Source organism: Pseudomonas sp. SJZ131 (genome assembly GCF_007828705.1).
Lineage (GTDB): Bacteria > Pseudomonadota > Gammaproteobacteria > Pseudomonadales > Pseudomonadaceae > Aquipseudomonas > Aquipseudomonas prosekii.
Window position 1 is genome coordinate 327578 of record NZ_VIVC01000002.1, and the last position, 24909, is coordinate 352486.

At 59.1% G+C, this 24909-nt stretch carries 20 protein-coding genes; 6 read left to right on the top strand and 14 right to left on the bottom strand.

All coding sequences use genetic code 11. The annotated features are described in order from the left end of the window. Window positions 1–67: 67 nt before the first annotated feature. The 13 genes from FBY12_RS08355 to yaaA form a co-directional block, all read right to left on the bottom strand. Window positions 68–1519, bottom strand: coding sequence for a mannose-1-phosphate guanylyltransferase/mannose-6-phosphate isomerase (locus FBY12_RS08355; RefSeq protein WP_121732987.1), 1452 nt, complete (start codon window positions 1517–1519; stop codon window positions 68–70). 189 nt (window positions 1520–1708) lie between these two features. Next, complete coding sequence (locus tag FBY12_RS08360; protein ID WP_092272993.1) at window positions 1709–2362, bottom strand: alginate O-acetyltransferase AlgF; 654 nt, start codon at window positions 2360–2362, stop codon at window positions 1709–1711. A 14-nt stretch (window positions 2363–2376) separates the two neighbouring features. After that, window positions 2377–3552, bottom strand: a complete 1176-nt coding sequence (locus FBY12_RS08365) for an alginate O-acetyltransferase (RefSeq protein ID WP_145252590.1) — start codon at window positions 3550–3552, stop codon at window positions 2377–2379. 11 nt (window positions 3553–3563) lie between these two features. Continuing rightward, complete coding sequence (locus FBY12_RS08370) at window positions 3564–5129, bottom strand: MBOAT family protein (RefSeq protein WP_145252591.1); 1566 nt, start codon at window positions 5127–5129, stop codon at window positions 3564–3566. 349 nt (window positions 5130–5478) lie between these two features. Beyond that, complete coding sequence (locus tag FBY12_RS08375; protein WP_121732990.1) at window positions 5479–6609, bottom strand: mannuronate-specific alginate lyase; 1131 nt, start codon at window positions 6607–6609, stop codon at window positions 5479–5481. Between the two features lie 10 nt (window positions 6610–6619). Further along, the gene (locus FBY12_RS08380) at window positions 6620–8077 is read right to left on the bottom strand and encodes an alginate O-acetyltransferase (RefSeq protein WP_145252592.1); all 1458 of its coding nucleotides are present in this window, start codon (window positions 8075–8077) and stop codon (window positions 6620–6622) included. Between the two features lie 10 nt (window positions 8078–8087). Then, the gene (gene algG, locus FBY12_RS08385) at window positions 8088–9677 is read right to left on the bottom strand and encodes a mannuronan 5-epimerase AlgG (protein ID WP_145252593.1); all 1590 of its coding nucleotides are present in this window, start codon (window positions 9675–9677) and stop codon (window positions 8088–8090) included. 26 nt (window positions 9678–9703) lie between these two features. Next, entirely contained in the window at window positions 9704–11191 is a 1488-nt protein-coding gene (locus FBY12_RS08390) for an alginate export family protein (protein WP_109521994.1), read from the bottom strand. Then, window positions 11188–12693 (bottom strand): alginate biosynthesis TPR repeat lipoprotein AlgK, encoded by a 1506-nt coding sequence (gene algK, locus FBY12_RS08395; protein ID WP_145252594.1) that lies wholly within the window; start codon window positions 12691–12693, stop codon window positions 11188–11190. The genes FBY12_RS08390 and algK overlap by 4 nt, the downstream gene beginning before the upstream one ends. A gap of 15 nt (window positions 12694–12708) precedes the next feature. Beyond that, entirely contained in the window at window positions 12709–13881 is a 1173-nt protein-coding gene (locus FBY12_RS08400; protein WP_145252595.1) for an alginate biosynthesis protein Alg44, read from the bottom strand. A gap of 36 nt (window positions 13882–13917) precedes the next feature. Further along, window positions 13918–15399: a mannuronan synthase gene (gene alg8 / locus FBY12_RS08410; RefSeq protein ID WP_371927392.1), complete on the bottom strand. Its 1482-nt coding sequence runs from the start codon at window positions 15397–15399 to the stop codon at window positions 13918–13920. Between the two features lie 183 nt (window positions 15400–15582). Continuing rightward, window positions 15583–16899, bottom strand: coding sequence for a nucleotide sugar dehydrogenase (locus tag FBY12_RS08415; RefSeq protein WP_092272965.1), 1317 nt, complete (start codon window positions 16897–16899; stop codon window positions 15583–15585). Window positions 16900–17702: 803 nt separating this feature from the next. After that, window positions 17703–18482 (bottom strand): peroxide stress protein YaaA, encoded by a 780-nt coding sequence (yaaA, locus tag FBY12_RS08420; RefSeq protein ID WP_109503554.1) that lies wholly within the window; start codon window positions 18480–18482, stop codon window positions 17703–17705. A gap of 269 nt (window positions 18483–18751) precedes the next feature. On the opposite strand from yaaA, the gene FBY12_RS08425 reads away from it, so the two are divergent. The 6 genes from FBY12_RS08425 (at window position 18752) to FBY12_RS08450 (ending at window position 24120) form a co-directional block, all read left to right on the top strand. Then, a complete protein-coding gene (locus tag FBY12_RS08425) occupies window positions 18752–19876 on the top strand; it encodes a polysaccharide deacetylase family protein (protein WP_145252597.1) in 1125 nt (374 codons plus the stop codon). 359 nt (window positions 19877–20235) lie between these two features. Continuing rightward, window positions 20236–21630 (top strand): PhoH family protein, encoded by a 1395-nt coding sequence (locus FBY12_RS08430; RefSeq protein WP_101209757.1) that lies wholly within the window; start codon window positions 20236–20238, stop codon window positions 21628–21630. A gap of 236 nt (window positions 21631–21866) precedes the next feature. Further along, complete coding sequence (gene moaC, locus FBY12_RS08435) at window positions 21867–22340, top strand: cyclic pyranopterin monophosphate synthase MoaC (RefSeq protein ID WP_145252598.1); 474 nt, start codon at window positions 21867–21869, stop codon at window positions 22338–22340. Then, window positions 22337–22579, top strand: coding sequence for a molybdopterin converting factor subunit 1 (moaD, locus tag FBY12_RS08440; RefSeq protein ID WP_145252599.1), 243 nt, complete (start codon window positions 22337–22339; stop codon window positions 22577–22579). Before moaC ends, moaD begins: the two co-directional genes overlap by 4 nt. A 3-nt stretch (window positions 22580–22582) precedes the next feature. After that, the gene (gene moaE, locus FBY12_RS08445; protein WP_121732999.1) at window positions 22583–23035 is read left to right on the top strand and encodes a molybdopterin synthase catalytic subunit MoaE; all 453 of its coding nucleotides are present in this window, start codon (window positions 22583–22585) and stop codon (window positions 23033–23035) included. A gap of 308 nt (window positions 23036–23343) precedes the next feature. Then, the gene (locus FBY12_RS08450) at window positions 23344–24120 is read left to right on the top strand and encodes an ABC transporter substrate-binding protein (protein WP_145252600.1); all 777 of its coding nucleotides are present in this window, start codon (window positions 23344–23346) and stop codon (window positions 24118–24120) included. A gap of 108 nt (window positions 24121–24228) precedes the next feature. On the opposite strand, the gene FBY12_RS08455 is transcribed toward FBY12_RS08450, so the two are convergent. Continuing rightward, complete coding sequence (locus FBY12_RS08455) at window positions 24229–24870, bottom strand: transcriptional regulator (RefSeq protein ID WP_092272941.1); 642 nt, start codon at window positions 24868–24870, stop codon at window positions 24229–24231. Window positions 24871–24909: the final 39 nt, after the last annotated feature.

Here is a 24909-nt window from a genome sequence, read left to right on the forward strand (position 1 = left end):
CTGGACGGGGGCTTCTTGTTGACCGAGGCGCTTCTCGTTTACCGAGGCGCCTCTCGTTTTGCAAAGCTTATTGCGCGATGGTTTTCACCGACACGCCGCGCTCGATCGGGGTGGAGCGACCGTAGATATCTTCAAAGCGCTCGATATCGTCTTCGCCCAGGTAGCTGCCCGATTGCACTTCGATGATTTCGAGTGGGATCTTGCCCGGATTGCGCAAACGGTGAACCGACGCGATTGGGATGTAGGTCGACTGGTTTTCGCAGAGCAGGAAGACGTTTTCGTCGCACGTCACTTCCGCCGTGCCGCTGACCACAATCCAGTGTTCGGCGCGGTGGTGATGCATTTGCAGCGACAGGCACGCGCCCGGTTTCACCGAGATGTGCTTGACCTGGAAACGCCCGCCCATGTCCACCGAGTCGTACGAACCCCACGGACGATAGACCTCGCAGTGGTTCTGGGTTTCGCTGCGGCCCTGCTCATTGAGCGTGTTGACCATCTGCTTGACGCCTTGGACCGAGTCCTTGTGGGCGATCATCATCGCGTCCTTGGTTTCGACCACCACGATGTTTTCCAGACCGATCACCGACACCAGTTTGCCGTTGCCGTGGATCATGCAGTTCTTGCTGTCCTGGATGACCACGTCACCCTTGGACACGTTGCCATTGGCGTCTTTTTCGTTGACTTCCCACAGCGACGCCCAGCAACCGACATCGCTCCAGCCAGCGGTCAACGGCACGACGCAGGCGCGTTGGGTTTTTTCCATCACGGCGTAGTCGATGGAGTTGTCCGGGCAGCAGGCGAAAGTGGCTTCGTCGAAGGTGATGGTGTCGGCATCCTGCTCGCTGCGCTCAAGGGTCAGCAGGCAGGTGTCGTAGATGTCCGGATCGTGTTTTTTCAGTTCTTCGAGGAAGCGGCTGGCGCGGAACAGGAACATGCCGCTGTTCCAGAAATAACCGCCGGACTGTACGTATTCAGTGGCGCGTTTGACGTCCGGTTTTTCGACAAAATGCGAAACGCGGCTGACGCCTTCGGGCAGCAGCGAATCATTGGTCGACTTGATGTAGCCATAACCGGTTTCCGGTTTGGTCGCCGGGACGCCGAACAGCACCATTTCGCCGTTTTCGGCGGCAACGGTGGCCAGGGCCAAGGCGCGTTGCAGGGCTTTCTGGTCGTCCAGCACGTGGTCGGCCGGGAGCACCAGCATCAACTCGTCGCGACCTTCATTGACCAGCATCATCGCGGTCAGGGCCACGGCCGGCGCAGTGTTGCGGCCGAACGGTTCCATGAGGATGCGCTGCACTTCGAGCTTACGGTTGTTCAACTGCTCGTTGACGATGAAGCGGTGGTCCTTGTTGCAGACCACGATCGGGGTGTCCATGCCTTCGAAGACCAGGCGTTCCAGGGTTTGCTGGAACAGCGTGTGCTCGCCGGTCAGGGCCAGGAATTGCTTAGGAAACTGTTTACGCGAAAGCGGCCAAAGACGTGAGCCGCTACCACCTGACAAGATTACCGGAATCATGTTGTTACTCCTTAAAATCGATTTGGTTAGAGCTACGAACGTTCTGTCGTTTCACTCTTGTTCTTATGCCGTATCTCGATCGCCACCCGATCCCCGTAGGAGCATGGCTTGCCCGCGATGGCGGTCTTGAGGGCCTCATCGCGGGCAAGCCTTGCTCCTGCAAAGGAGCGCGGCAATCCAGAAAAATAATTAGCGCGTCGAAACCGGGCGTTTTACCCAGACTGGCGACAGGCTCGAGCCTTTGCCGGTGACGTACAGCACGGCCGCTTCGCCGCGTTCCAGGGCAACCGGCTTGACGTCGCCGACCTTGGTCGCGCCGTCGTACAGGGCCAGGCTGACTTTCACCGGGTTGATTTCGCGTTCGCCACGGCCCTTGGCCGCTACCGATGGCACCACTTCGGTCTTGCCGTCAGCGGTCTTCAGGGTCAGCGCCTTGTCGCTCAGGTTCTGCACGCGAACCAGGGATTTCTGCTTGTTCTTGAACGGCGGTTCTTCGATCAGTTGCGGAGCGCCGCTGGCGTTGTTGACCAGGGTGTAATAGTGGTCACCGGCGAGTTTGACCGGCAGGGTCTGGCTGCCGACCTTGGCGCTGTAGTCGCCGCCCGGCATGAAGCTGAAATCGCTGCTGCCCAGTGGTGCAACATCGCTCAGGTTGGTGGTGCCGACGGTGGCGCTGACTTCAGCGTTACCGGCGTTGTAGACCCGCACGAAGGACGAGCCTTTCGGTGCGGTCGGGCCGTACAGTGCGGCGTCACCGGCGAAGGCCGACATCGACAGCACGCTCATGCCGGCAACAAGAGCAAAAGTCTTCGCGAGACGGCGAGGAGTAGTAGTGAAAGTCATGGTGTACCTCTCTTTCAGTTTTGCGCCCGGTCGGGCGTCTCGGATTTAGTGTTTGCGGCTACGTTTTGTTGGCGAGCGCCGGCTTCTTTGAGCTCTGCGACCCACTGCGGGTCGGCGTCGCCGATTTCGTTGTTCACAGGCAGATAACGTTCAGGAAACTCCCAGATCAGCACCTGTGGCGGGCTGTTCTTGAAAGCATCGCTTTTCAGGTAGCTGAGCATCGGCAGGATCGGGCCGTGGCCGTCTTCGGCGTAATTGACCACGTCGCTTTTCAGCGCTTGCTTCAGCGCACCGACAAAATTCCAGTTCGGGTTGGCGCTGTAGCTGGTGCCGATCAGGGCCACCGGCACTTCGGTGTTGGCGAACAGCGCGTCATCGGCGGCAGGCTGATCGTCAGCCGCCACGGTGTTGCGCTTCTGCAGCGGCTCGGTGGCCGGCATCAGGTTTTCGAACAGCGGGTCCAGCGGCAGGAACAGTCGCAGGTCGCCTTTGTGGGTGACTTTTTCCGCCGGTGTAGTGACGAATTTTTGCGGTTCGCCGCTCAGCGGAGTCTTGGTCGCAATGGTTTTGGCCAGGGTTTCGGCGGCGATTTGCGCGCCTTCCGGCGTCCAGTGAGTGTCGGTGCGCAAGAACATCTGCTGACCGTTGAGCTTGCCCTGATTGAACGGGCCGAGCAGGTCGGGAGCGAGGATTTTGTCGGCCGCCACACGAGCGTGGAAGTCCTGATAGAGGTTGGCGTGAATGCTCGAAGGCTTGACGTCACCGAGGTGCTCCGGGTACAGGCGCGCCTTGGCCGGAACAATCGCCATCACCAGTTTCACGCCTTTTTCTTTCAGCGTCTGGCGCACGCCTTCGACCAGCGCGTAGTTGCCTTGCAGGTTCAGCTCTTCGTTGACGATCGGGTTGAATTCTTCATCGCTGTACAACCACTGATCGCGACCGAGCACGACGCCCGGACGACCTTCGTTGAACAGTTTGAAATCCAGCGCGGCCCAGAGATTGGTGCCCAGGCGCTTGATCGGGAATTCTTCGTCGTAGTGTGTCTCTACGGCTTTGGTCCAGCGCCCGTTGAGCACGGTGGTTTCGGCACTCGTGGTGAAACCGAAGAAGCTGCGCGTGGACCACACGCCCAGGACCAACAGCGTCACCAGGAACAGGCCGATGTAGAGGATGCGTAATGAGCGGGTCATGGTCAGATCCCTCAGAACTGGAAGTAAAGGAACGGCGAGAAGCTTTGCGCCGAGAGTTTGAAAATCGAGGCAATGAACAACGCCAATACCAGCGTGCGCATCACGTAGCGCGACCAGTCAGCGGTCCAGTAGGCCGGTTGCACCGTCGCTTCAGTACCGACGATGTAGCCCGGTTGGTGGATGCTGCCAGGCTTGTCGCCCGGTACCGCTTTGATCATTCCCGGGGTCGCGGATGCCGGGCCATCGGCCTCTACATTGACCGCAGGCTTGGTCTTTTCTGGCGGCAAGTTGGCGTAGAAATCACGAATGCCGAAGAACGCCAGGGTCATGTAAGCGACGACCAGTGTGGCCACTTGCAGGCCGGTGAGGCTGGCCTGGTTGAGTTCCGACAGCGACCATTCGCCGAAGCTGAACATGGCGTGGTACATGCGGCCGGCGACGTGGAGGTTTTCCGAGCGGAAGATCACCCAGCCCATCACCACCAGCAGGAACGTCAGCGCCCAGCGGATCGGGTTGATGCTGCGTGGCGAAGTGTTCAGGCCCAGGGCCTTTTCGATCGCCAGCCACATGCCGTGCCATGCACCCCAGACGATGTAGGTGATGTTCGCGCCGTGCCACAGACCACCGAGCAGCATGGTCAGGAACAGGTTGCGATAGGTCATCAACGTGCCTTTGCGATTACCGCCCAGCGTGATGTACAGGTAGTCACGCAGCCAGGTCGACAGGCTGATGTGCCAGCGCCGCCAGAACTCGGTGATCGACTGGCTGATGTATGGCTGTTTGAAGTTTTCCATGAAGCGGAAACCCATCATCAAGCCCAGGCCGATGGCCATGTCGCTGTAACCGGAGAAGTCGAAATACAGTTGCGCGGTGTAGGCCAGGGCGCCCAGCCAGGCATCGCCGGTGGTCGGGTTCTGCAAAGCAAAACAATGGTCGGCAACCACCGCGAGGGTGTCGGCAATGAACACCTTCTTGATGAAACCCTGCATGAACCGCGTGGCACCTTCGGAGAACTTGTCGAGGGTGTGGGTGCGGTTGTTGAACTGGTCGGCGAGGTCGCGGAAACGCAACACGGGACCTGCGATCAAGTGCGGGAAGATCGCGACGAATGCAGCGAAGTCGATCAGGTTGCGCGTTGCCGGGGTGTCACCACGGTAGACGTCGATGATGTAGCTGATGGACTCGAAGATGTAGAACGAGATGCCGATCGGCAACAGCACGTGGGTCAGGATGAACGGCGACAGACCGACCGAGGTCATCATCGCGTTGATGCTGTCGACGCCGAAGTTGGCGTACTTGAAGTAGCCGAGAATGCACAGGTCGACGGCCACGCCCAGGAGCAACCAGCGTTGTGCCGGTTTGGTCCGCACGCCGGCGGCGCCTACCTTCAGGCCAATCCAGTAGTTCCACAGCGTGACGGCCGCGAACAGTGCAAGGAAGTCCACGCGCCACCAGGCATAAAACACATAACTGGCGATCAGCAGCAGCAGGTTGCGATAGCGAATCCCGCTCAAGTAGTACATGCCGAGAAAGATCGGCAAGAACAAAAACAGGAACACATTGGACGAAAATACCATCCCGATCTCTCCATGTTTAACCAACAGTCAAGGGCCAACGGCCCCCCCAAACCCCCCCACATATTCAGAGGGGCAATACGGTATTTCCTTGAGGGTCGGGGTTGGCCATAAGACCGACCCCTCACCCCCCGCCCTCTCCCCGGAAGGGAGAGGGAGCCTGATCTCAGTCGTTTCGGAACTTGAGATCGACTCGATAACGCAGATCGCCGAAGTTCGAACAGTCGTTTCGGAACTTGAGATCGACTCGATATCGCAGGTCGCCGAAGTTCGAACAGCCACCTCGGTCAGTCCCCTCGCCCCTCCGGGGAGAGGGTTAGGGTGAGGGGCTGGTTCTCAGCCCCAGCACAACTCACGAACCTTTTTTGCCTTTTTCATTCGCCGGGTCGTAGACCTTGGTCAAGTCGCCGCCGAGGCGGAAGGTCTTGAACGGCTGCATCTCGTGCTTCATTTCCAGCACATCCGGCGGGCAGGTGTAGAGCGAGCAGAACGGTTCGAGCCAGGCAAATTTCGAATCGACCTTGAGGTCGGTCATGTCCTGTTCCTTGCCATTCTTCTTCTCGAATTCATCCGGATCTTTCACCCCGGACAGCACGCGATCACCCAGGCGTTTCAGCGCGCCGTTGTTTTCCTGACGCAGATCGACACCGTTGACCAAGGCAAAACTGGCGATCATCGACAGTGGCGGCAGGGCGTAGTTGTGATAGGCGAGGGCGCGTTGCTGACGCTTCAATTCGTTCGGCAGGAAGCCTTGCGCATCAACTTGATTGGCGCCGACTTTGTATTCCTTCACCGACCAGTCGAACAGGTCGCGGCGGTTGGTGGCGATGGACGTTGCCATCACCGACCAGGCGGACCAGTACGAGTGATTGTTGGTTTTTTCCAGCGGCAGATTGTCCCAATCGCTGACCACTTGATCAGCCATTTTGCTGAACCAGGCTTCGATCAACTGCGACTCTTGCTGATGGTTGGCCAACGGGTGCGAGTCGGAAAACTTCAGGCGGATGTACGCCGACGCCATGCTGCCCAATGCCCATTTGCGCATCGACTTGCCGGTGTGGTTGAAGTCCTTGGACATCAAGGCATCTGCCTTGGCCCAGGCCGTCAGCCAGTTGAGCGTGCATTCGAGTTGTTCCGGACGACCGTCGCGCATGTACTGCATCACGCGCTTGCTGGTGCCGCGCTCAATCTTGGTGATGTCGGCAGTGGTGTCGCGGAAAGCTTTTTCCGACTGCTTGTTCAGGGTCGAACGGGCCTTGTCGGAGCCTTCGTACTTGCTGCGAAATTGCAGCGAGCCGGTGTACGGCGTCGGCATCGCGTCACAGCCTTCGCTGTTGTCGCCGGTTTTGACTTTTTCGATCGGTGCGAAATAACCCTGTGGCGGACGCAGTGGCGCGGCGGCCTGCGTGGCGCCGGCGAACATCGCCAGCGTCAGCAACGAAGGGGCGAGTAACTTTTTCAAAGTTCGGGTGTGCAATGTCATAGAGGTAACCTCATTGCCCGGCTTGAGCGGTACGTTGCCCAGCGCCCGGGAATACGTTGCGTTTGCAGATTTTCGCTTCGACTTTTTGTGGCGCGGCACCCGCTTCAGGGCCCTGGACTTCGACGGCCAGCAGATTCTGCGAGGCCCAGTCTTCGTCCGTGCGCAACTCAAAGGCAAAACGCCCGTCAGTGTCGGAGGTTTCCGGTTTTTCGATTTTGATGTCCTCGTGGCGACCGTTCATGTACCAGAGGGTGGCTTGCAGGACTTTCACCGACGCGTCGGCAAACTGGATGTCGACCTGGTGGCTGCCGTTTTGCAGGTTCAGGTTGTTGCTGTTGACCATCAATTCGTTTTTGCCCGGCTTCAAGGTTTTGCTGCCGGTCATTTGTGCGTCTTTGCCTTCGCAGCCGTTGTCGAGCAACGCCATCATTTGGCGATAGATGGTTTCCTGGTCGAGGCGATAGAGCGGCGAGAATTCCCAGATGAGGATTTTCGGCGGCTTCTTCTGGAACTCTTCGCTGCCCAGGTACTGCAGCATCGAACCTTCCAGGCCACCGCCAGGGAATGCCACGTTGAGGATGTCGGCACCGATTGCCTCTTCGAGGAAACCGGCGAAGTTGTAGTTCTTGCCACTGTGGCTGGTGCCGACCAGGGTGATCTCGGGATTTCCGGAGTCACCGAACAAGTCGCCATCGGCCGCTTCGCCCTTGGGCTCAGTGGTGAACTGGTCCATGTACTGGACCGCGTAACTCGTGCCACAGAGTTGACCGGCCATGTTGTGTAATGTTCCGGTCTTGCCCATGCGACCCGACTTGTGGCTCTCGAATTCGCGTTTCGGAATGTCGGCAAACGCCGGCATTTGCTTGATCTGCTCACCGACGATTTTCGCCGTGCGCTGAGCGCCGTATGGCGTCCAGTGTTGGTCGCCGCGGAAGTAGAAATCGTGCGCCGGCAAGGTGTCTGGCAGCGACTCGTTGGTCAGCGGCGACAGGTCCGGCACGGTGTAGCCCATGGCGGCGAAACGGCCGAGCATGGTCTTGTAATTCTTCAAGGCCTTGTCGAAATCGAACTTGGCTTTGTCTTCAGGATTGAGCTTGTTGCGGTTCACCAGACCACGCGTCGGTTGATAAACCACCACCAACTCCACGCCTTTGCTCTTGAACGCATCGTGCAGTTCTTTCATGCGTTTGTAGCCGGCAGGGGAGGTGTCGAACTCGGTGCGCAAGTCTTCTTGCGTACGGAACAACCAGTCACCCTGAGCCTGTACCAGCGTGGTGAAGTTCTGCTGATAACGGGTGGTGTAGTTTTTCGCGTCGTGGGCTTCCGGGCACAGATTGCAGCACGGGTCGGCGGTGAAGTTCGGTGCTTTGACCGTCTCGCCATCGTCGGCACGGGCGCCACCGCTGGCCGCGAGAATCCCGGCGGTCAGGGCCGACAGGCTGAGTAATTTGATCAAGTGTGGGTGCATAAAATTATCCTCAGTCCTGCAATTCGGTCTGGCGTTCGACAGGGTCGATCAGCACGGCTTTCTGCTGGCGCACCAGCAGGTCGAGAATTTCATCCTGGCGCTCGCCAAGAATCCCGTTGAAGCTGATGCCGCTGGATTTGGTCGGCGCGAGCATGGACACGCGATACAACTCGACGCTCAGCGGCGAGTCGATGGACAGCGGTCCACTGCCATTGCCGGCCAGTTCGCCGCCGACCACGATCAGCGACACCTGGGCGTCGAACGGATCGAGCTTGATGTCGCGGTCGGTGTCGCTCAGGTCCTTGATGTGTCCGTAGACGCCGGTCAAGCCGTTGGCCATGGCGAGGTTTTCGTACAGGCGAATGTTCACGCTGTTACGAATGCGGATGCCGTGGCGCTTGTTGCTGATCACCTTGTTGCCCCACAACAGGTTGTCGGCACTCTCGTAGAGGGTGATGCCGTCGGTGTGGTTCTTGTAGATCTCGTTGTAGGCAATGATGTTGTTGACGCTGTTCCGGTCGATCACCAGGCCCGACAATTTGTTGTCGTAGCTGCGGTTGTTGAAGATGAAGCTGTCGTTGACCTCACGGGAAATGATGATCCCGTGCTTCTTCTTGGTCCCGTGTACGGTGTTGTCCGCGATGATCAGCCCGTGCGAACGGTCGTGCGGGTCAATGCCGTAGACGATGTTGTCTTTGTAGGTGTTGCCCTTGACCACGAAGTCGCGGGTTTCGTAGCAGTAGAAGCCGTACCACATGTCCGAGAACTCGGAGCCGACGATCCAGCCAGTCGGTTCAGGACGCTTGAGCACCTTGGCCATGTTCGGCGTGTACTGCGAAATACTCACGCCGTAGGACTTACTGTTGGCGTAGCCGAAACTGGCGATCTTGCTGTTGGCGATGTAGGTTTCGGTGCCGCCCCAGGACAGCAGGAACGGACGAAATTCCTTCGGCGATTTGAACGCCGCCGGGCCGTTGTTCTTCTCGCTCCACCCAGTGATCTTGGTGTCACGCACGAACAGCTGGCCGTCGTTGACCAGGAACGAACCGGCTTCTTGCGACAAGCGCAGTTCCTGGGTTTTCTGGTCGATTTCGAGGATGCCTTTGCGCCCTACGACAATCGGCAACTTCGCCAGGAAGACGCCCGGCGAGGTTTCGCTGAAGTACTGCTTGGGCAGCTTCTTCGCCAGGTCTTGCAGGTTCATGTAACCGTCGTCGACGAAGATCGCTTGCGGGATGCCGTGCTGACGCACTACCCACTCGGCCATCTTGTTATCGCCGCCGATGAAGTCCTTCAACGCGTCTTCCTGCATCATCCGGCGCACGCTGACTTTGCCCGGTTGGGTGCGCACGACTTTCGCGGCAATCGCTTCGGCGGTGTAGCCGGAAGTGTCCGGCAGTTTTGGCTTTTCCAGGTCCAGCGGCGCGGTCGGGGCGCTGCTGACGGTGTAGGTCTTGGCTTGCTGAAGTCCCTTGGCCATGGTGCTCGGTTGGCCTTTTGCAGCAGGCGCAACCGGCTCGGCGTTGGCGAAGGCGACCGAACTGGCCAGCAGCATCGCGCCGGCCAGCAACGTGATCGAGCCTCTCTTCGGATGGGTCATGTCGGGCACTCCTTTCGCGGCTCGCATCAGAAGCGCCAGATCACGTCGACAAACGCGCGGTGCATGTACGAATCGACTTCTTTGCCGTAGGCATCGCCGGGCTTGAAAACGCCGCCACGGAAACGCACGAGGGCCGAAGGTTCATCGATGGATTGGCTCAAAGCGGCCGGCAACAGGCCTTGTTTGAAGTACTTGGTGACGACCAGGTCCATTTCCTGACCCAAGTCTTTGTTGCCATCCTGCAGCGGCAGCGAAGTGCTGGAGAGGATTGCGCCAGTGACGTCGTCAGTGTCGTTCTCGACGGCGTTGATGCCGTTGCTGCCGACCGGCTTGCTGCCGTCGACACGCCAGAACTTGTGGTACACGAGGCTGGCGTCGTATTCGTCGTTGAGCATCCACGAACCGAACAGGGTCGCGGTTTGCATGTTGTTCATTTCGCCACGGAAGGCTTCGCCGAAACGGTGAACCCGCGAGCGGGTACCGGTGTAGTTCGAGCGGTTGCTTTCCAGGCCGTTCTGTTCGTAATCGGCGCTGGCGCGGGCATAGGCTGCACCGACTTGCCATTGCGGATCGAGGCGCAGACGCACGCCGACATCGGTGGCCCAGCCGTTCAGGTCTTCACCGGTCTTGGCTTCGGTCGGGCGGGTGCCGTCGGCATTCAGCGCGTTGACCGTGTCGGTATCGCCGCTCATGCCGGTGATGCTGCCCCAGTAGTTGACGGTGTTGGTGTTGCGCCAGTTGTAGGCGTCGCTGTCAGCGGTGAGGCCGAGCCAGCTGATGTCACCGTTCTGTTTCTTGTCCAGCGAGTCGCCGGCGACACCCGGTTCCGGGTAATCGAGCTTGCCGTCATCGTGAGTATGATGACCGCGAATCCCCACCCAGTTGCCCGGTGTCCACTGATACGCCGCATCGGCGTAGGCGTGCAGGCGATCCTTGTCTTTCGGCGCGAGCTCTTTCAAGTCGGTGCGGTATTCGCTGAAGCGTTCGGCGATACCGGCGTTGGCGCGCAAAAGCGTGGTATCGAAGGTCCAGTTCAGCGCTTCGATGTTGGAGTCGCGCCATTGCCCGTCGTCATTGCGCAGGCGTTGGCGACCGAGCTTGAGCATCTCGCCAGGGTAGGGCGTGAGGCCGCTGTAGCCGACCCAGAATTCGCGCATGGCCAAGTAGTTTTTCCTGGTTTTGCGGTCACCGTTGTCGGTGGTCTGTGCGCCGTCGTTATCGGATTGTTGCAGGGTGTCGGTTTCGATGATGTCGGTAGACGTCACCGCTTGACCCATGGCGTAGGCGCTCCACGCGCCGCTCTCGCCATAGACCCACGGACGCAGGTCGAGGCCGACGCCGTTGACGTCGCCGCCGTCGGCAGTGCCGAGGTCGCGGTCGTCTTCAGACTGGCCGGTAACTTTCACTTCCAGACCGTAGTTCTTGGCTTCGGTCAATGCTGCCAGGGTCGGGCACGACCACAGCAGGGCGAATGTCAGGCCAATGCCGGCCTGAACAAATGGATTCAGCTTCATAGTGTTTCCTCGCCGTCTTCTTCTTGCAGTGCTTGCAGATCCAGCTTGTTCTGGCTCGAGGCGCCACGAACGGCCTGTTCTTGTTGCAACAGGCGTTGGGCCTCGGCGAGCTGGGCAGGCGGCAGTTGCGCTTCTAATGTTTGCGCAAGCTCGGTGGCTTGCGGGGTGTCCTGAGCCTTGGCCAACTGGCTGAAGACATACGCGTTAAGCGGGTTGGGCTTGGTGCCCTTGCCTTGGGAAAACAGTTGAGCGATGGCGAAGTCGGCGCTGTTCTGACCGTTGCGCGCAGCAGTCAGCAGGTGATCCAGAGCTTTCTGCGAATAGACCTGGCCGAGGTAACCACGACGGTAGATCTGGCCGAGGTAGTAATCGGCAGCCACTTCGCGGCCCACGGCTTTCTGGAAATGCGCTTCGGCGGCTTTGGCGTCAGCCGGCACCCATTTGCCTTCGTAGTAGAGCTTGCCGAGCAACAGTTCGGCGCGCGGTTGATCCGCAGCGCGACCGTTTTCCAGGTATTTCATCATCATGTCGACGTCGCCCAGTTCGGGGAAGTCGTAGAGCAATTGCGCGAGGCTGACCCAGGACGCCGGGTAGCCCGGGGCGATGTCTTCGAGCAGCGCCTGCGCGGTTTTCTCGTCGGTTTTGCCCAGCGTTGCATCACCTAGAACCCGAGCGACGCTGTCGACGCGTTGGGCGGAAACAGTGCCGCGCGAATGTGCCGCTTGCATCTGCTTGATCAGCTCGGCGGTTTGCTCAGGCTTGGCTTGTTTCTGATAAACCGTGGCCAGCTCGACGTAGCAGATGTCGGTGGTGTTGAGCGCGGCTTTGCAGATGCTTTCGACTTCGTCCAGGTGCTGGTCGTAAGTGCCTTGCGTGCGGTACAGCAGCACTTGGGCCAGGCCCGCTTCCGGTTTGCCTTCGGCGCGCCAGTTGCTGATTTGCTGCTGTGCATTGATGTTCGGGAAACTGTGGGGGTATTGCAGGTACAGCATGGCCAGCGGGATCAGCGTGTTGCCTTCGCCATTGGCCGAGGCTTTTTTCAACAGGGTTTCGGCTTCGTGCTGCTCGGCTTCGGTCGAACCCGGCTTGGCCACCAGCAGGCGACCGAGACGGGCTTGAGCGCGCGGCGAAACGTCAGCCGCGGCGCGGTAAGTCGCCTCGGCCTGTTTCATCTGCGCCGGGTCACGGCTGTCGACCTGGATATCGGCGAGGCCGACCTGGGCTTCGCTGTAACCGAGGTCTGCCAGTTGCTGATAATTCTGCTGCGCCAGCGCGGTGTCGCCGCGCTTCAAGGCTTCGTTGGCCAGGCGTTGGTCGGGCAGGCCGACGCAACCGCTGAGGCTGACTGCCAGTGCTATCGCGCACAACGCAAAACCCCTGTGGGAGCGAGCTTGCTCGCGCTGCTGGCGGCTCGGTGCATCAGACAGACCGCGCTGATCCCATCGCAAGCAAGCTCGCTCCCACAGGGACTGCGGTGTACTGAGGATATTTGGAGTCGTCACGGGCATGTCCTCTGCTTAAATACCGGCGGCCATGGCTTTGTCGATCAGCCAGTTCAGGCTCGGGCCACGATCGCTGTTCACTTCTACCGGGCGACCGGCGAGGGTGCTGTCGAGCGGCTCGTCAGGCTTGATCAGGACACGGATATCGGAGGACAGGTCAGCGCTTTTCAGGCTGGTGCTGCTGACGATCTTGCCGGTGCGAGTCTTGTCTTCGCCGGCAATTTCGAACGTCACTGGAGCGCCCGGACGCACGTCGGCGAACTGGCGATAGGAGAAGCGCGCTTCGATGTTGGCTTCGCTGTTGCGCGGCACCAGATTGAAGATCACATCACCCTTGCTGGCGTACTGACCGTTGCCGACCAGTTGCTGCGCCACGGTGCAATCGCACGGCGAGCTCAGGGTGCCGGTCATTTGCTTGCCGAACAGTTCTTCAACCTTGGCCGGTTGCAACTGGTCTTCGTCGAGATGGCCCTTGAGCACATCAAGCATGCTGGTGCTGAAGGTCGCCAGTGGCGCGCCTTTGGCGGCAACGCCGTCGTCTTTCACCAGGCTCTGCACGGTGCCGTCACGCGGCATGGTGATGTTCATGCCTTGCACGCTGACCAGACCGGCCTGCGCATGGCTGACGAAGTACATGCCGTACACCGACTTGAAAATGAAACCGAACGCCGCGAGGCCGACGAGGAAAATCGCGAAGCTGAACGTCACTGCCCGCAGACGCCCGAACGGGGTCATGCCGTGGCCGCCATCCTTGACCTTGCGCGCCTTGGTGAAGTTGTCGCGCTGCAGGGTCGCCAGCACTTCGCCCATGCTGACGATGTCGCCGGCCAGGTGCGAAGTGATCAGGTGACGCAGGGTCGAGATGTCTTGCGGTTCGAGGTTCTGGAACTGGCAACCGGCGCGGCCGGTCTGGCGATCGTAGGAACGGATCTGCAACTCGACGTCCATCGCCAGGCCCAGGTTATCGATCACGAACTGCAGGCGAGCCTTGTGCACTTCACCGATGGTCAGGGCTTTCTGGGTGCCGGCGTTAAAGCACAGGCCACCGGCGGAAAGGTCTTCGACCCGTGCTTCGACCGGCGCGCCGGTGGTTCCGAAAAAGCGCAGCTTGGCCGGGATTTTCACGCGGGCGTGTTGGCGCTGGGCTTCGGATTCGTGCACTACGTTGGTGTTCAGGGCGGTATTCATATGGGCGATTTCCTGGTTAATTCAATAAGGGGGCGGTCAGACCATCATCAGCAGCACGGCGACAAAAATGCTGCCGGCGGAGAAGGTCATGGTCCGAGACGACCAGGTGTTGAACCAACGTTGAAAGCTGGCGAGATCACGGGTCAGTTTGGTGTCCTGGCGAGTCCAGGACTGTTGATCGAGGCGGAAGAACACGTAGATTTTCACCAGCGCGCCGACGATCTGGTTGTAATACAGAATGATTGGGTAAGCCGGGCCGATGCGGTGACCGGAGCACGACAGCAGCAAGGTCAGAATCAGGCGGGTGAGGGCGATCCACAGCAGGTAGGCGAGGATGAACGCGCCGCCGTACTTGAAGCTGGCGATGATCGCGACGGTCAGGCCGAGCAAGGACGTCCACATCGACACCCGTTGGTCAAACAGCACCACCGAGGTGAACAGACCGAGGCGTTTCATCCCCAGGCCGAGTGCGCGGGAGTTCTGGCGCAGGTTGTTGCCGTACCAGCGGAACATCAGTTTGCGGCTGGCCTTGATGAAGCTCTTTTCCGGCGGGTGTTCCACGGTGTGGATTGCCGCGTCGGGCACGTAGAACGTGTCGTAACCCAGACGCATCAGGCTGAACCAGCTCGACTTGTCGTCACCGGTGAGGAACTTGAAGCGGCCGAGGCGCCAGTGTTGCAGCGAGTCGCTTTCGACGTCGGCGATGAAGTCCGGGTCGGTGACCACGGTGGCGCGGAATACCGACATCCGCCCGGTCATGGTCAGCACGCGCTTGGACAGGGCCATCGAGCACATGTTGATGTGACGCTGGGCGAAGCGCAGTTTGTGCCACTCGGCCATGACGTAGCCGCCGCGCACTTCGCAGAACTCGTTGGTGGTCAGGCCGCCAACGTTGCCAAACAACTGGAACCACGGCACGGTCTTGAGCACGACGCCTGGGGCCAGCACGGTATCGCCATCGATCACCGCAACCACTGCGCGGTCGTCCGGCAGGTGGCGGGAGATGGCGCGGAAACCGTAGGCCAGGCCGTCACGCTTGCCGGTGCCGGGGATACGCACGAAGTCGAGCTTGACGCGATCCGGCGGGTTCATCCGGGCCCAGAGGCTTTTCACCAGCAGCTCATCGGACATTTCGACGATGGAGCAAACCATGGTGGCCGGCAGGCCGCAGTCGATCGCTTCGCGGATCACCGAGCTGTACACCTGGGCGGTGGTCAGCGCGTCGATACGAAAACTGGTAACCATCAGGTACACGTGCGACGGGTCTGCCGCTTTGCCCAGCTTGCGCACTTTGCGCCGCAGGTGCGGGTAGACCACGTACAAAAACAGCATGCCGCGCAGAAAGTGCGTGGCACCCATCGAGTAACGCCAGATCCCGATGAAACCGATCAGGAAAATAAAGTCCTTCGACTCGGAGTCGAACGTGGACGAAGGCAACGCCATGGCGATGCCCATTAATAAACTTAGGTAAAACAGCCAACCGGCGGCCTGAAGTAGGCCGTGCTTTAGCCTGTGCATAATCTGCATCCGTCTCGATCTCGGGCGAGCCTGTTGGGTGGCCCGATGGGGTTAAGGCAGGCGAAAAAGCCGGGAAGGTTTGTGGCGCGTTCGAAGCCGCCATCGCCAGCAAGCTGCGCTCCTACAAAGTGAGGAGCGGGTCTGCTGGCCTGTGGACGCCGCAGACCCTCCCGATACCGCTTGTTACCAGCAGATGCCTTCGGTACGACCGGTGACGCTGGTGGCTTGGGACATGAAGCCGACCAGGTCGATCACTTGCTTGCCGTGTGGAGCCTGTTGCGCCAGGGCACGGAATTTCTCGTCACGGTTGCCGAGAATGATCACGTCGGAGTTGTTGATCACTTCGTCGAAGTCGGAGTTGAGCAGCGACGAAACGTGCGGGATCTTCGACTCGATGTAGTCGCGGTTCGCGCCGTGGACACGGGCGTACTCGACGTTGCTGTCGTAGATGCTCAAGTCGTAACCCTTGCCGATCAGCATTTCTGCCAGATCCACCAGCGGGCTTTCGCGCAGGTCATCGGTGCCGGCCTTGAAGCTCAAGCCGAGCAGGGCGACTTTGCGTTTGTCGTGGCTGGAAACGATGTCGAAGGCGTTCTGCACTTGCGACACGTTGCTGCGCATCAGCGAGTTCAGCAGCGGTGCATCGACGTCCAGCGAACCGGCGCGGAAGGTCAGCGCACGCACGTCTTTGGGCAGGCACGAACCGCCGAACGCGAAGCCTGGGCGCATGTAGTACTGCGACAGGTTCAGCGTCTTGTCCTGGCAAACCACTTCCATCACTTCGCGACCATCAACGCCGACCGCTTTGGCGATGTTGCCGATCTCGTTGGCGAAGGTCACTTTGGTGGCGTGCCAGACGTTGCAGGTGTACTTGATCATCTCGGCGACGGCGATGTCCTTGCGGATGATCGGTGCGTCGAGTTCTTCGTACAGCGCTTGCAGTACGTCGCCGGAAGCCTTGTCGAATTCGCCGATGACGGTCATTGGCGGCAGGTCGTAGTCGGCGATCGCGGTGCTTTCACGCAGGAACTCAGGGTTCACTGCAACGCCGAAGTCGACGCCAGCCTTTTTGCCGGAGCAGTCTTCGAGGATCGGGATGACAACGTTTGCGACAGTGCCCGGAAGCACGGTGCTGCGAACCACGATGGTGTGGCGGGTGGTCTTGTCACGCAGAACAAAACCGATCTCGCGGCACACAGCCTCGATGTAGTTCAGTTCCAGATCGCCGTTCTTCTTGCTCGGCGTACCGACGCAGATCATCGACAGGTCGGTGTCGCGAATCGCCTCGGCGAAGTTGGTCGTGCCGCGCAGTTTGCCGGTCTCGATACCCTTCTGCAGCAGCTCGCCCAGACCCGGTTCAACGATCGGCGATTTGCCGGCGTTGATCATATCGATCTTGTCTTTGGCGACATCTACGCCAACGACGTCATGGCCACGTGCAGACAGGCAACCGGCACATACTGCACCGACGTAACCCAAACCAAATATGCTGATGCGCATCGCATTTACCTCTGTAATTATCAAGCCATTAGATGGCCGGAGTTAATGGTGTTCAGCGGTCGTAGTGCACTCGAAAGTGCGTACTTACAGGCACTGCAATGCAGCGCGCAGGCGGACTAAGTTCGAGTGACTAAATAAGTGCACTCAAGATGTGCGCAACTAGGCCTTATTATTATGGTGTGCCCTGTTATGCATCCGGCCCCGTGTGGCGGGGTCGTTGGCGCAAGGATCTTGCGCGCTCAATGCCAGGCGATATGCCTGTTAATCAAGCGGTTGGGTGCTCGGTGGAGCACGTTTATAGGGGCGCTGCCTTGGCCTTGTAGGGGACACTAATGGTGCGTATCTCCCGTCCTTTAGGTGTTGCCCAAATAAGAGCCCATTAGGTGGAAGTTAATATGACAACTTCGCTACATGGGTCTCGTCTCTGCGTAAGTTATCTCCTACAGCATCAAGGAAATTCGTTACCGGTGGTATGAACGACGCATTTGGACATAGTTCCGATCCGCCCATCGCCAATTCGGAAATTTCTTGAAATATTGGCAAAGATGGCACTGCTCTCATATTGATAGCACTTAGCATTTGGGCCTTTATATAAAGGGACATAATCCAAGTGGATGGTTAAGTGCCACTACCGAGAAAAATTTTCGGTGCCACTACTGAGAAAATTGATAATTGTCGAGTGAAACAAAAGTTAGTAAAAGCGCTGTTGAATTTTTGGCGCCAAGAGTTTGGCGAAGGAGGCGGGGATTGTTCGACGATCAAACAGCAGCGCACGACCGTTGGTCGTGCGCCGAATCAGGGCATTACTCGGGCGCGTGATCGCGCAGGAATACCAGGTTGTCAGGTTTCGATTGTTCGGCGCTGTACCGATAACCCTGCACATCAAATTGCTTGAGTTGAGCCGGGTCGTTAATGCGTTCTTCAATGACAAAACGGCTCATCATGCCGCGCGCCTTTTTGGCGTAGAAGCTGATGATCTTGTACTGGCCGTTCTTCAAGTCCTTGAAGTCGGTGTTGATGATCCGCGCGTTCAACGCCGTGCGTTTGACCGCCGAGAAGTATTCGTTCGACGCCAGGTTCAGCAGCACGTCATCGCCCTGATCGGCCAACGCTTCGTTGAGCCATTCGCTGATGCGCGTGCCCCAGAAGGCATACAAGTCCTTGCCGCGCGCATTCGCCAGTTTGGTGCCCATTTCCAGGCGATACGGTTGCATCAAGTCGAGTGGGCGCAGCAGGCCATAGAGGCCGGACAACATGCGCAGGTGTTGCTGGGCGTAATCGAAATCGGCTTCGCTGAAAGTTTGTGCATTCAGGCCGGTGTACACATCACCCTTGAACGCGAGCAGCGCCTGCTTGGCGTTTTCCGGGGTGAAATCGGGCGTCCAGCTGCCGAAGCGCGCGGCGTTGAGCCCGCCGATCTTGTCGGAGACGTGCATCAATTCGCTGATCTGCGCCGGCGTCAGGTCGCGCAGCTGCATGATCAGCTCTTGCGAATGGTCAAGATATTGCGGCTGGGTAAAACGCTGGGTCGCCGGCGGTGTTTCGTAATCGAGGGTCTTGGCGGGGGAAATCACCATCAGCATGAAGTCGTCTCCTTTAATCGTGGGGGCGATTCTAGGGGGTTGGGCGGGCTGACTCCAGCTATCAAGCCCATAGGTGATAACCGGTGACATCGCATAAACCCTGTAGGAGCGAGGCTTGCCCGCGAAGAGGGCGGCCCATCTGATATCAATGTCGCCTGACACAGCGCTTTCGCGGGCAAGCCTCGCTCCTACAGGAGTTCGGTGATGCTGCGGGATCCAGTGCGGGATCAGCTATAGTGCCGCGCGGGTTTTGTTATGGAGACATCCCTTTGCGTATCGCTTTTCTACTATTCGCCTGGCTGTTGAGCTTCGGTGCCATGGCGGCGCCCGGTGACGCCGCCACGCTGGACCGCGGCACCTGGCCAGAGCCGCTCAACAGCCCGACGCTGTTCGACGTCGCCTCGCGCGCGGAAATCCTCATGTTCGCCAAAGTGCTGCTGGGCACCGAGTCCCTCGACGAGGTGACTCTGGCGCAACGTCTGGGCCTGCGCACGATCAATGTCGATTCTATTAACCAGCTGCGCGATCGCCTGTGGCAGCGTTTGCTGACCAACTACAACTTCGCCCAGCAGAGCTGCGATCAGGATGCGTCGTTCTGTTTTCTCGTCGAAGACCTGGCGACCCTGCGCGAGCAAGCGGCGAAATTCGTCATCAGCGAAGACAGCTTCTATATCAAGTGGTCGGAGCCGAGCCGGTTATTCCACTTGCAGTACCTCGACGAACTGTTGCGCAAAGCGGCGCTGTTCCCGCAGACCAGCAGCGAAGTCGATCGTTTTGGCGACTATGAGCGCAACGGCGAAGCGATGAATGACCGGCTGTTCCTGCTGACTTTCGACACTGCAGCGAACGCTATTCCGGACAACACCGGGTGGCTGACCGAATACCTGCGCAAGTCGAATCTGAACGGGACGTTCTTTGTCCTCGGCAAAGACATTCAAGCGCGGCTGGGCGAGCGCTCGGTCGCCAGTTTGCAAGCGACGTATTCGCAGCAATGCATTGGCGTGCAGGGCTGGGAGTTCCGCTCGCACAGTTATTGGCAGGATTGGCAGGACTCGGTGCGCCGCAGCGCCGATCTGCTCAAAACGAAGTTGCCGGAGAATTACGTGCCGCTGTTTCGTCCGCCGGATGGCCAGCGGCGTGCCGACGCGCAGGGTTTCTTCGAGGCGCAGGGTCTGCAAGTGGCGCTGTGGGATATCGACGCCCAGGACGGCGCCGGCAAGCTCAAGGGCAGCCAGAGCGGGCAGCGCGTGCTGACGCTGATGCTGTTATGGCGCCACGGTGTGATCAATTTCAATGTGAAACAGGACGCGGTGAAAACGGCGATGCCGTGGATTTTCACGCAAACCGCGCAAAGCGGGATCGGTTGGGAAGACTGTCAGAGCGGGTTTCGCTGAAATCGAAAAAGGCCCGCAAACATTGGGGCTGAGGGCAGGGTAGGGCGAATTTGCAGGAGATTTCGGTGCAGGCGGACTTCCGACTTTAACGGCACATTGCCTGCACGCCAAGGGCTATTCGTCACTCTGAAAAATAAACTTCAAAAAAACGTCAAAGTGCTTTTTTCTGTCATGGGTTTTGGAGTATTACGAAGACAGACCGCCGAAACCTGCAACACAGGTGGCGTCTTCCAAGACCCAATTTGTGTGCAGTTCAACCGTCGCTTCCCCAAGAGCATCGCGGCTGAATTCGGTAGTCACTTCGAGGCGCAGCACTGTCAAGGTATTGCGTCGCCTGGCTCCCACAAAGGTGACCGAGTATGGATGATCACGGACGTAGTTCTTCCTCCAACCAGCCAATCCTTTATGTACTCGATACCAACGTATTGATCCACGATCCAAACGCCCTGCTTAACTTCGAAGAACACCACGTCGCGATCCCGATGACCGTGCTTGAGGAGCTGGACAAGCTCAAGAGCGGGCATCACAGCGTTGCGGCCGAATGCCGTCAGGCAATCCGCCTGATCGACAAGACCCTGGGCGATGCCAGCCCCGAGGATGTCGAGCTCGGCGTACCGATCCAGCGCGGCAAGAGTGGCCCCAAGGGTTTGCTGTCAATTCTGATGAGCAAGCGCGCCGAGCCGAACATCATTCTTCCTGAACACCTGAACGACAACATCATCATCAATCAGCTGATTGACCTGCACGCGCGCGAGCCCAATCTGCCGGTGGTGCTGGTCACCAAAGACATCAACATGCGCCTCAAGGCCCGCGCCTGCGGGATTGCGGCCGAGGATTACAGCACCGACCAACTGGTCGACGACGTGTCGATGCTGCCCAACGGTTATCACAACATGACCGGCTCCTTTTGGGACCGTGTGAGCAAGGTCGAAACCCGTCAGGACCACGGCCGCACGTGGCATCAGGTGCAGCTGACCGACAACCTGCCGGCGGTGCACATCAACGAGTTCATCATCGACGAACAGGGTTTTGTCGGCTGGATCAAGGAGATTGAAGAAGACCGTCTGCTGATTCTCGACTTGCATCAGGAACCGCTGCTGCACCAGGAAGCCTGGGGCCTGAAACCGCGTGACATTTACCAGAGCCTGGCGCTGTACGCCTTGCTCGATCCGGACATTCACCTGGTCAACCTGTCCGGCGCCGCCGGTTCCGGCAAAACCATTCTGGCGTTGGCGGCGGCGATCGAGCAGACCATGGTCAGCAAGCGTTATCGCCGGATCATTGCGACCCGCAGCGTGCAAGGCCTGGACCAGGAAATCGGCTTTCTGCCCGGCACCGAAGCGGAAAAAATGGAGCCGTGGCTGGGCGCCATCACCGACAACCTCGAAGCCTTGCACATGGATGACGAAAACACCCATGGCAGCGTCGATTACATCCTCAGCAAAGTGCCGTTGCAGTTCAAATCCCTCAACTACATCCGGGGCCGCAGCTTCCAGCAGAGCCTGATCCTGATCGACGAATGCCAGAACCTTACGCCGCACCAGATGAAAACCATCATCACCCGTGCCGGCGCCGGTTCGAAAGTGGTGTGCCTGGGCAACCTGGCACAGATCGACACTCCTTACCTGTCCGCGACCAGCTCCGGGCTGACGTACCTGACTGAACGCTTCAAAGACTTCCCCAACGGTGTACACATCACCCTGCAAGGGGTGCCTCGCTCGATCCTGGCCGAATACGCCGAATCGCATTTGTAACCGCTTCACCAAAACCGGGCGGCCCTCTCAGGTCGCCCGGTTTTTTGTTGTCCGCGTAAAACCTGTAGGAGCGAGGCTTGCCCGCGAAGACGTCGGCACATCCAACATCAACGTGACTGATACACCGCTTTCGCGGGCAAGCCTCGCTCCTACGGGTATGCGTAATGCCGACAATCAAGCGTGCGGAAATTTGACCCGCAGGTTTACAATCGACGCTCCTGATCAGGAGTAACCCTGTGCTGACTCATCTCGATTCCCAAGGTCGCGCCAACATGGTCGACGTCACTGAAAAAGCCGTGACGTTCCGTGAAGCGACCGCCCAGGCGCTGGTGCGCATGCAGCCTGGAACCCTGCAAATGATCGTCAGCGGCGGTCACCCCAAGGGTGATGTGTTTGCCGTGGCGCGGATTGCCGGCATCCAGGCTGCGAAGAAAACCAGCGATCTGATTCCCCTGTGCCATCCGCTGATGCTCACCGGCGTCAAAGTCGAGCTCAGTGCCGAGGGCGCTGACAGCGTGCGCATCGTCGCGCGTTGCAAACTGTCCGGGCAGACCGGCGTCGAGATGGAAGCGTTGACGGCGGCCAGCGTCGCGGCGCTGACGATCTATGACATGTGCAAGGCTGTCGACCGGGGCATGACCATTGAAAGCGTGCGCCTGCTGGAAAAACTCGGTGGCAAGAGCGGGCACTTTCAGGCGGATCCGTCATGAACATCACCGTGAAGTTTTTCGCCCGTTACCGTGAGGCGTTGGGCGTCGATTCGCTGAAGGTTGAGGGCGATTTCACCACGGTGAATGACGTCCGGGCATTGCTCGCCCAACGTGACGGCGCCGAGGTATTGAGCGAGCAGAACCTGATGTGCGCGCGCAACGAAGACCTCTGCCAGCTCGATGAGCCACTGGTCGATGGCGATGAAGTGGCGTTCTTTCCAACCGTGACCGGGGGCTGAAGCATGGCGATTCGGGTTCAGGTGGCGGCGTTCGACCCGGGCGCTGAAGTCAACGCCATGCACGCGGCCAATGTCGGTGTCGGCGCGGTCGTGAGTTTTGTCGGTTACGTGCGCGACTTCAATGACGGGCTCGACGTCGCCGGGATGTTCCTCGAACACTATCCGGGCATGACCGAGAAGGCTTTGGGCAAGATTGCGCTGGAAGCCGAGCAACGCTGGCCGCTGCTCAAACTCGAAGTGCTGCACCGCATCGGCGCGCTGCAACCGGGCGAGCCGATCGTCTTCGTCGGCGCCGCCAGCGCCCATCGCCAAGCTGCGTTCGATGCCTGCGCGTTTGTCATGGACTACCTGAAAACCCGCGCGCCGTTCTGGAAGAAAGAACTCACCAGCGACGGCCCGCGCTGGGTCGAAGGGCGCGCCAGCGACCACGCGGCGGCGGATCGCTGGAACAAATAACTCAGCGGCATGGCCGTTCCCACAAAGCGTGGGAACGGCCAATCGCGAGCAGGCTCGCTCCCACACTGGATCTCCATGCGACACAGATCTCCTGTGGGAGCGAGCTTTCTCGCGATGAGGCACTGCGCAACACCCAATCCCCCACTGTTTCACCGCCCGACCACCGGCCCACAACCATCCCGCTTGCCCAATTGACCATTTATACGTAAAAGTCCAGTATGGATTTCCAAGTACAAAAAGGTCATTGCACCACTTTTCAGCTCTTCTTCTGTCTTGCCAAACCAACAACAACCCGCGAGAGAACGAACATGAAGAAATTCCCCCTCATCACCGGTCTGGCCCTGAGCCTGTTGGCGTGCAGCGCTGCGTTTGCCGTCGACAAGACCCTGCGCATCGGCATCGAAGCGGCTTACCCGCCATTCGCCTCGAAAACTGACAAAGGAGAAATCGTCGGTTTCGACTACGACATCGGCAATGCCCTGTGCGCGCAGATGAAGGTCAAATGCGTGTGGGTCGAAGGCGAGTTCGACGGTCTGATTCCGTCGCTGAAAGTGAAGAAAATCGACATGGCGCTGTCATCGATGACCATCAACGAAGACCGCAAGAAATCGGTGGATTTCACCCACAAGTATTACTTCACTTCATCGCGGCTGGTGATGAAGGACGGCGCGGTGGTCGACGATCAATACGCCAGCCTCAAAGGCAAGAATGTCGGCGTGCAACGCGCGACCACCACCGACCGTTTCGCCACCGAGGTGTTTGAGCCGAAGGGCGTCAACGTCAAGCGCTACAGCAACAACGAAGAGATTTACATGGACCTGGCGGCCGGTCGTCTTGACGCGATTTTTGCCGACACCATTCCGCTGAATGACTTCCTGTCGATGCCGCGCGGCAAGGGTTATGCGTTTGTCGGGCCGGAACTCAAGGACCCGAAATACGTCGGCGAGGGTGCCGGAATTGCCGTGCGCAAAGGCAATAGCGAGTTGGTCAGCGAGCTGAACACTGCGATCGATGGCATTCGCGCGAGTGGCGAATATCAGAAGATTTCCGACAAGTATTTCAAGACCGACATCTACGGCGATTGATAGACCGCCTTCGCGGGCAAGCCTCGCTCCGACAGGTGGTTTGCGTATTCCTGTAGGACCGAGGCTTGCCCGCGAAGAGGCCCGGTAAAACAACCCACCTCTAAAGGTCTAACCCTTCAACTCCTTCAAATGCTTGTAAACCGTCGCCCGCCCCATGTTCAGCACGTTGGCCACATAGTTGGAGGCGCTTTTGCCCTTGAACGCGCCTTCGGCATGCAGCGCCAGCACCAACTCGCGTTTGTGGTCACGGGTCAGCACGCTCAGGCTCAACTGACGCTCGCGCAGCCAGGCATGCAGGAACGTGTTGATGCGCTCCTGCCAGTCATCGCGAAACAGTGAATCGGGTTGCGGGATCAACTTGCTCGGCGACAGGAACAAGTCCAGCGCAGCCTTGGCGTTCTCAAACAGCGAAATATTCAGATTGATGCACAGCACCGCCAGCGGATGACCGTCGCTGTCGCGCAAGACGCTGCTCAGGCTGCGAATCTTCTGACCGTCCCAATTGAGCTTTTCGTACGGCCCGATGTTTCGTTCGCTGACTTCCTCGCTGAGCATGTCTTCCAGCGACGAGTCATCGCCGATCTCGCGCTTCGACAGGTTGTTGGCGATGTAATCGACCTTCTGCGTGCGCAAATCGTGCAGCACCACCTCGGCGTGAGGGAAGAACAGCGTGGCGATGGCGTCGGCAATCGCCCGATAGTTGTCGAGCGACGAAGCGGCCAGGGCCGAGTCTGTTTCAGGTGCATTCATACAGGTCACTCCAGGCAACGTCAGCGCCCCATCGAGCAG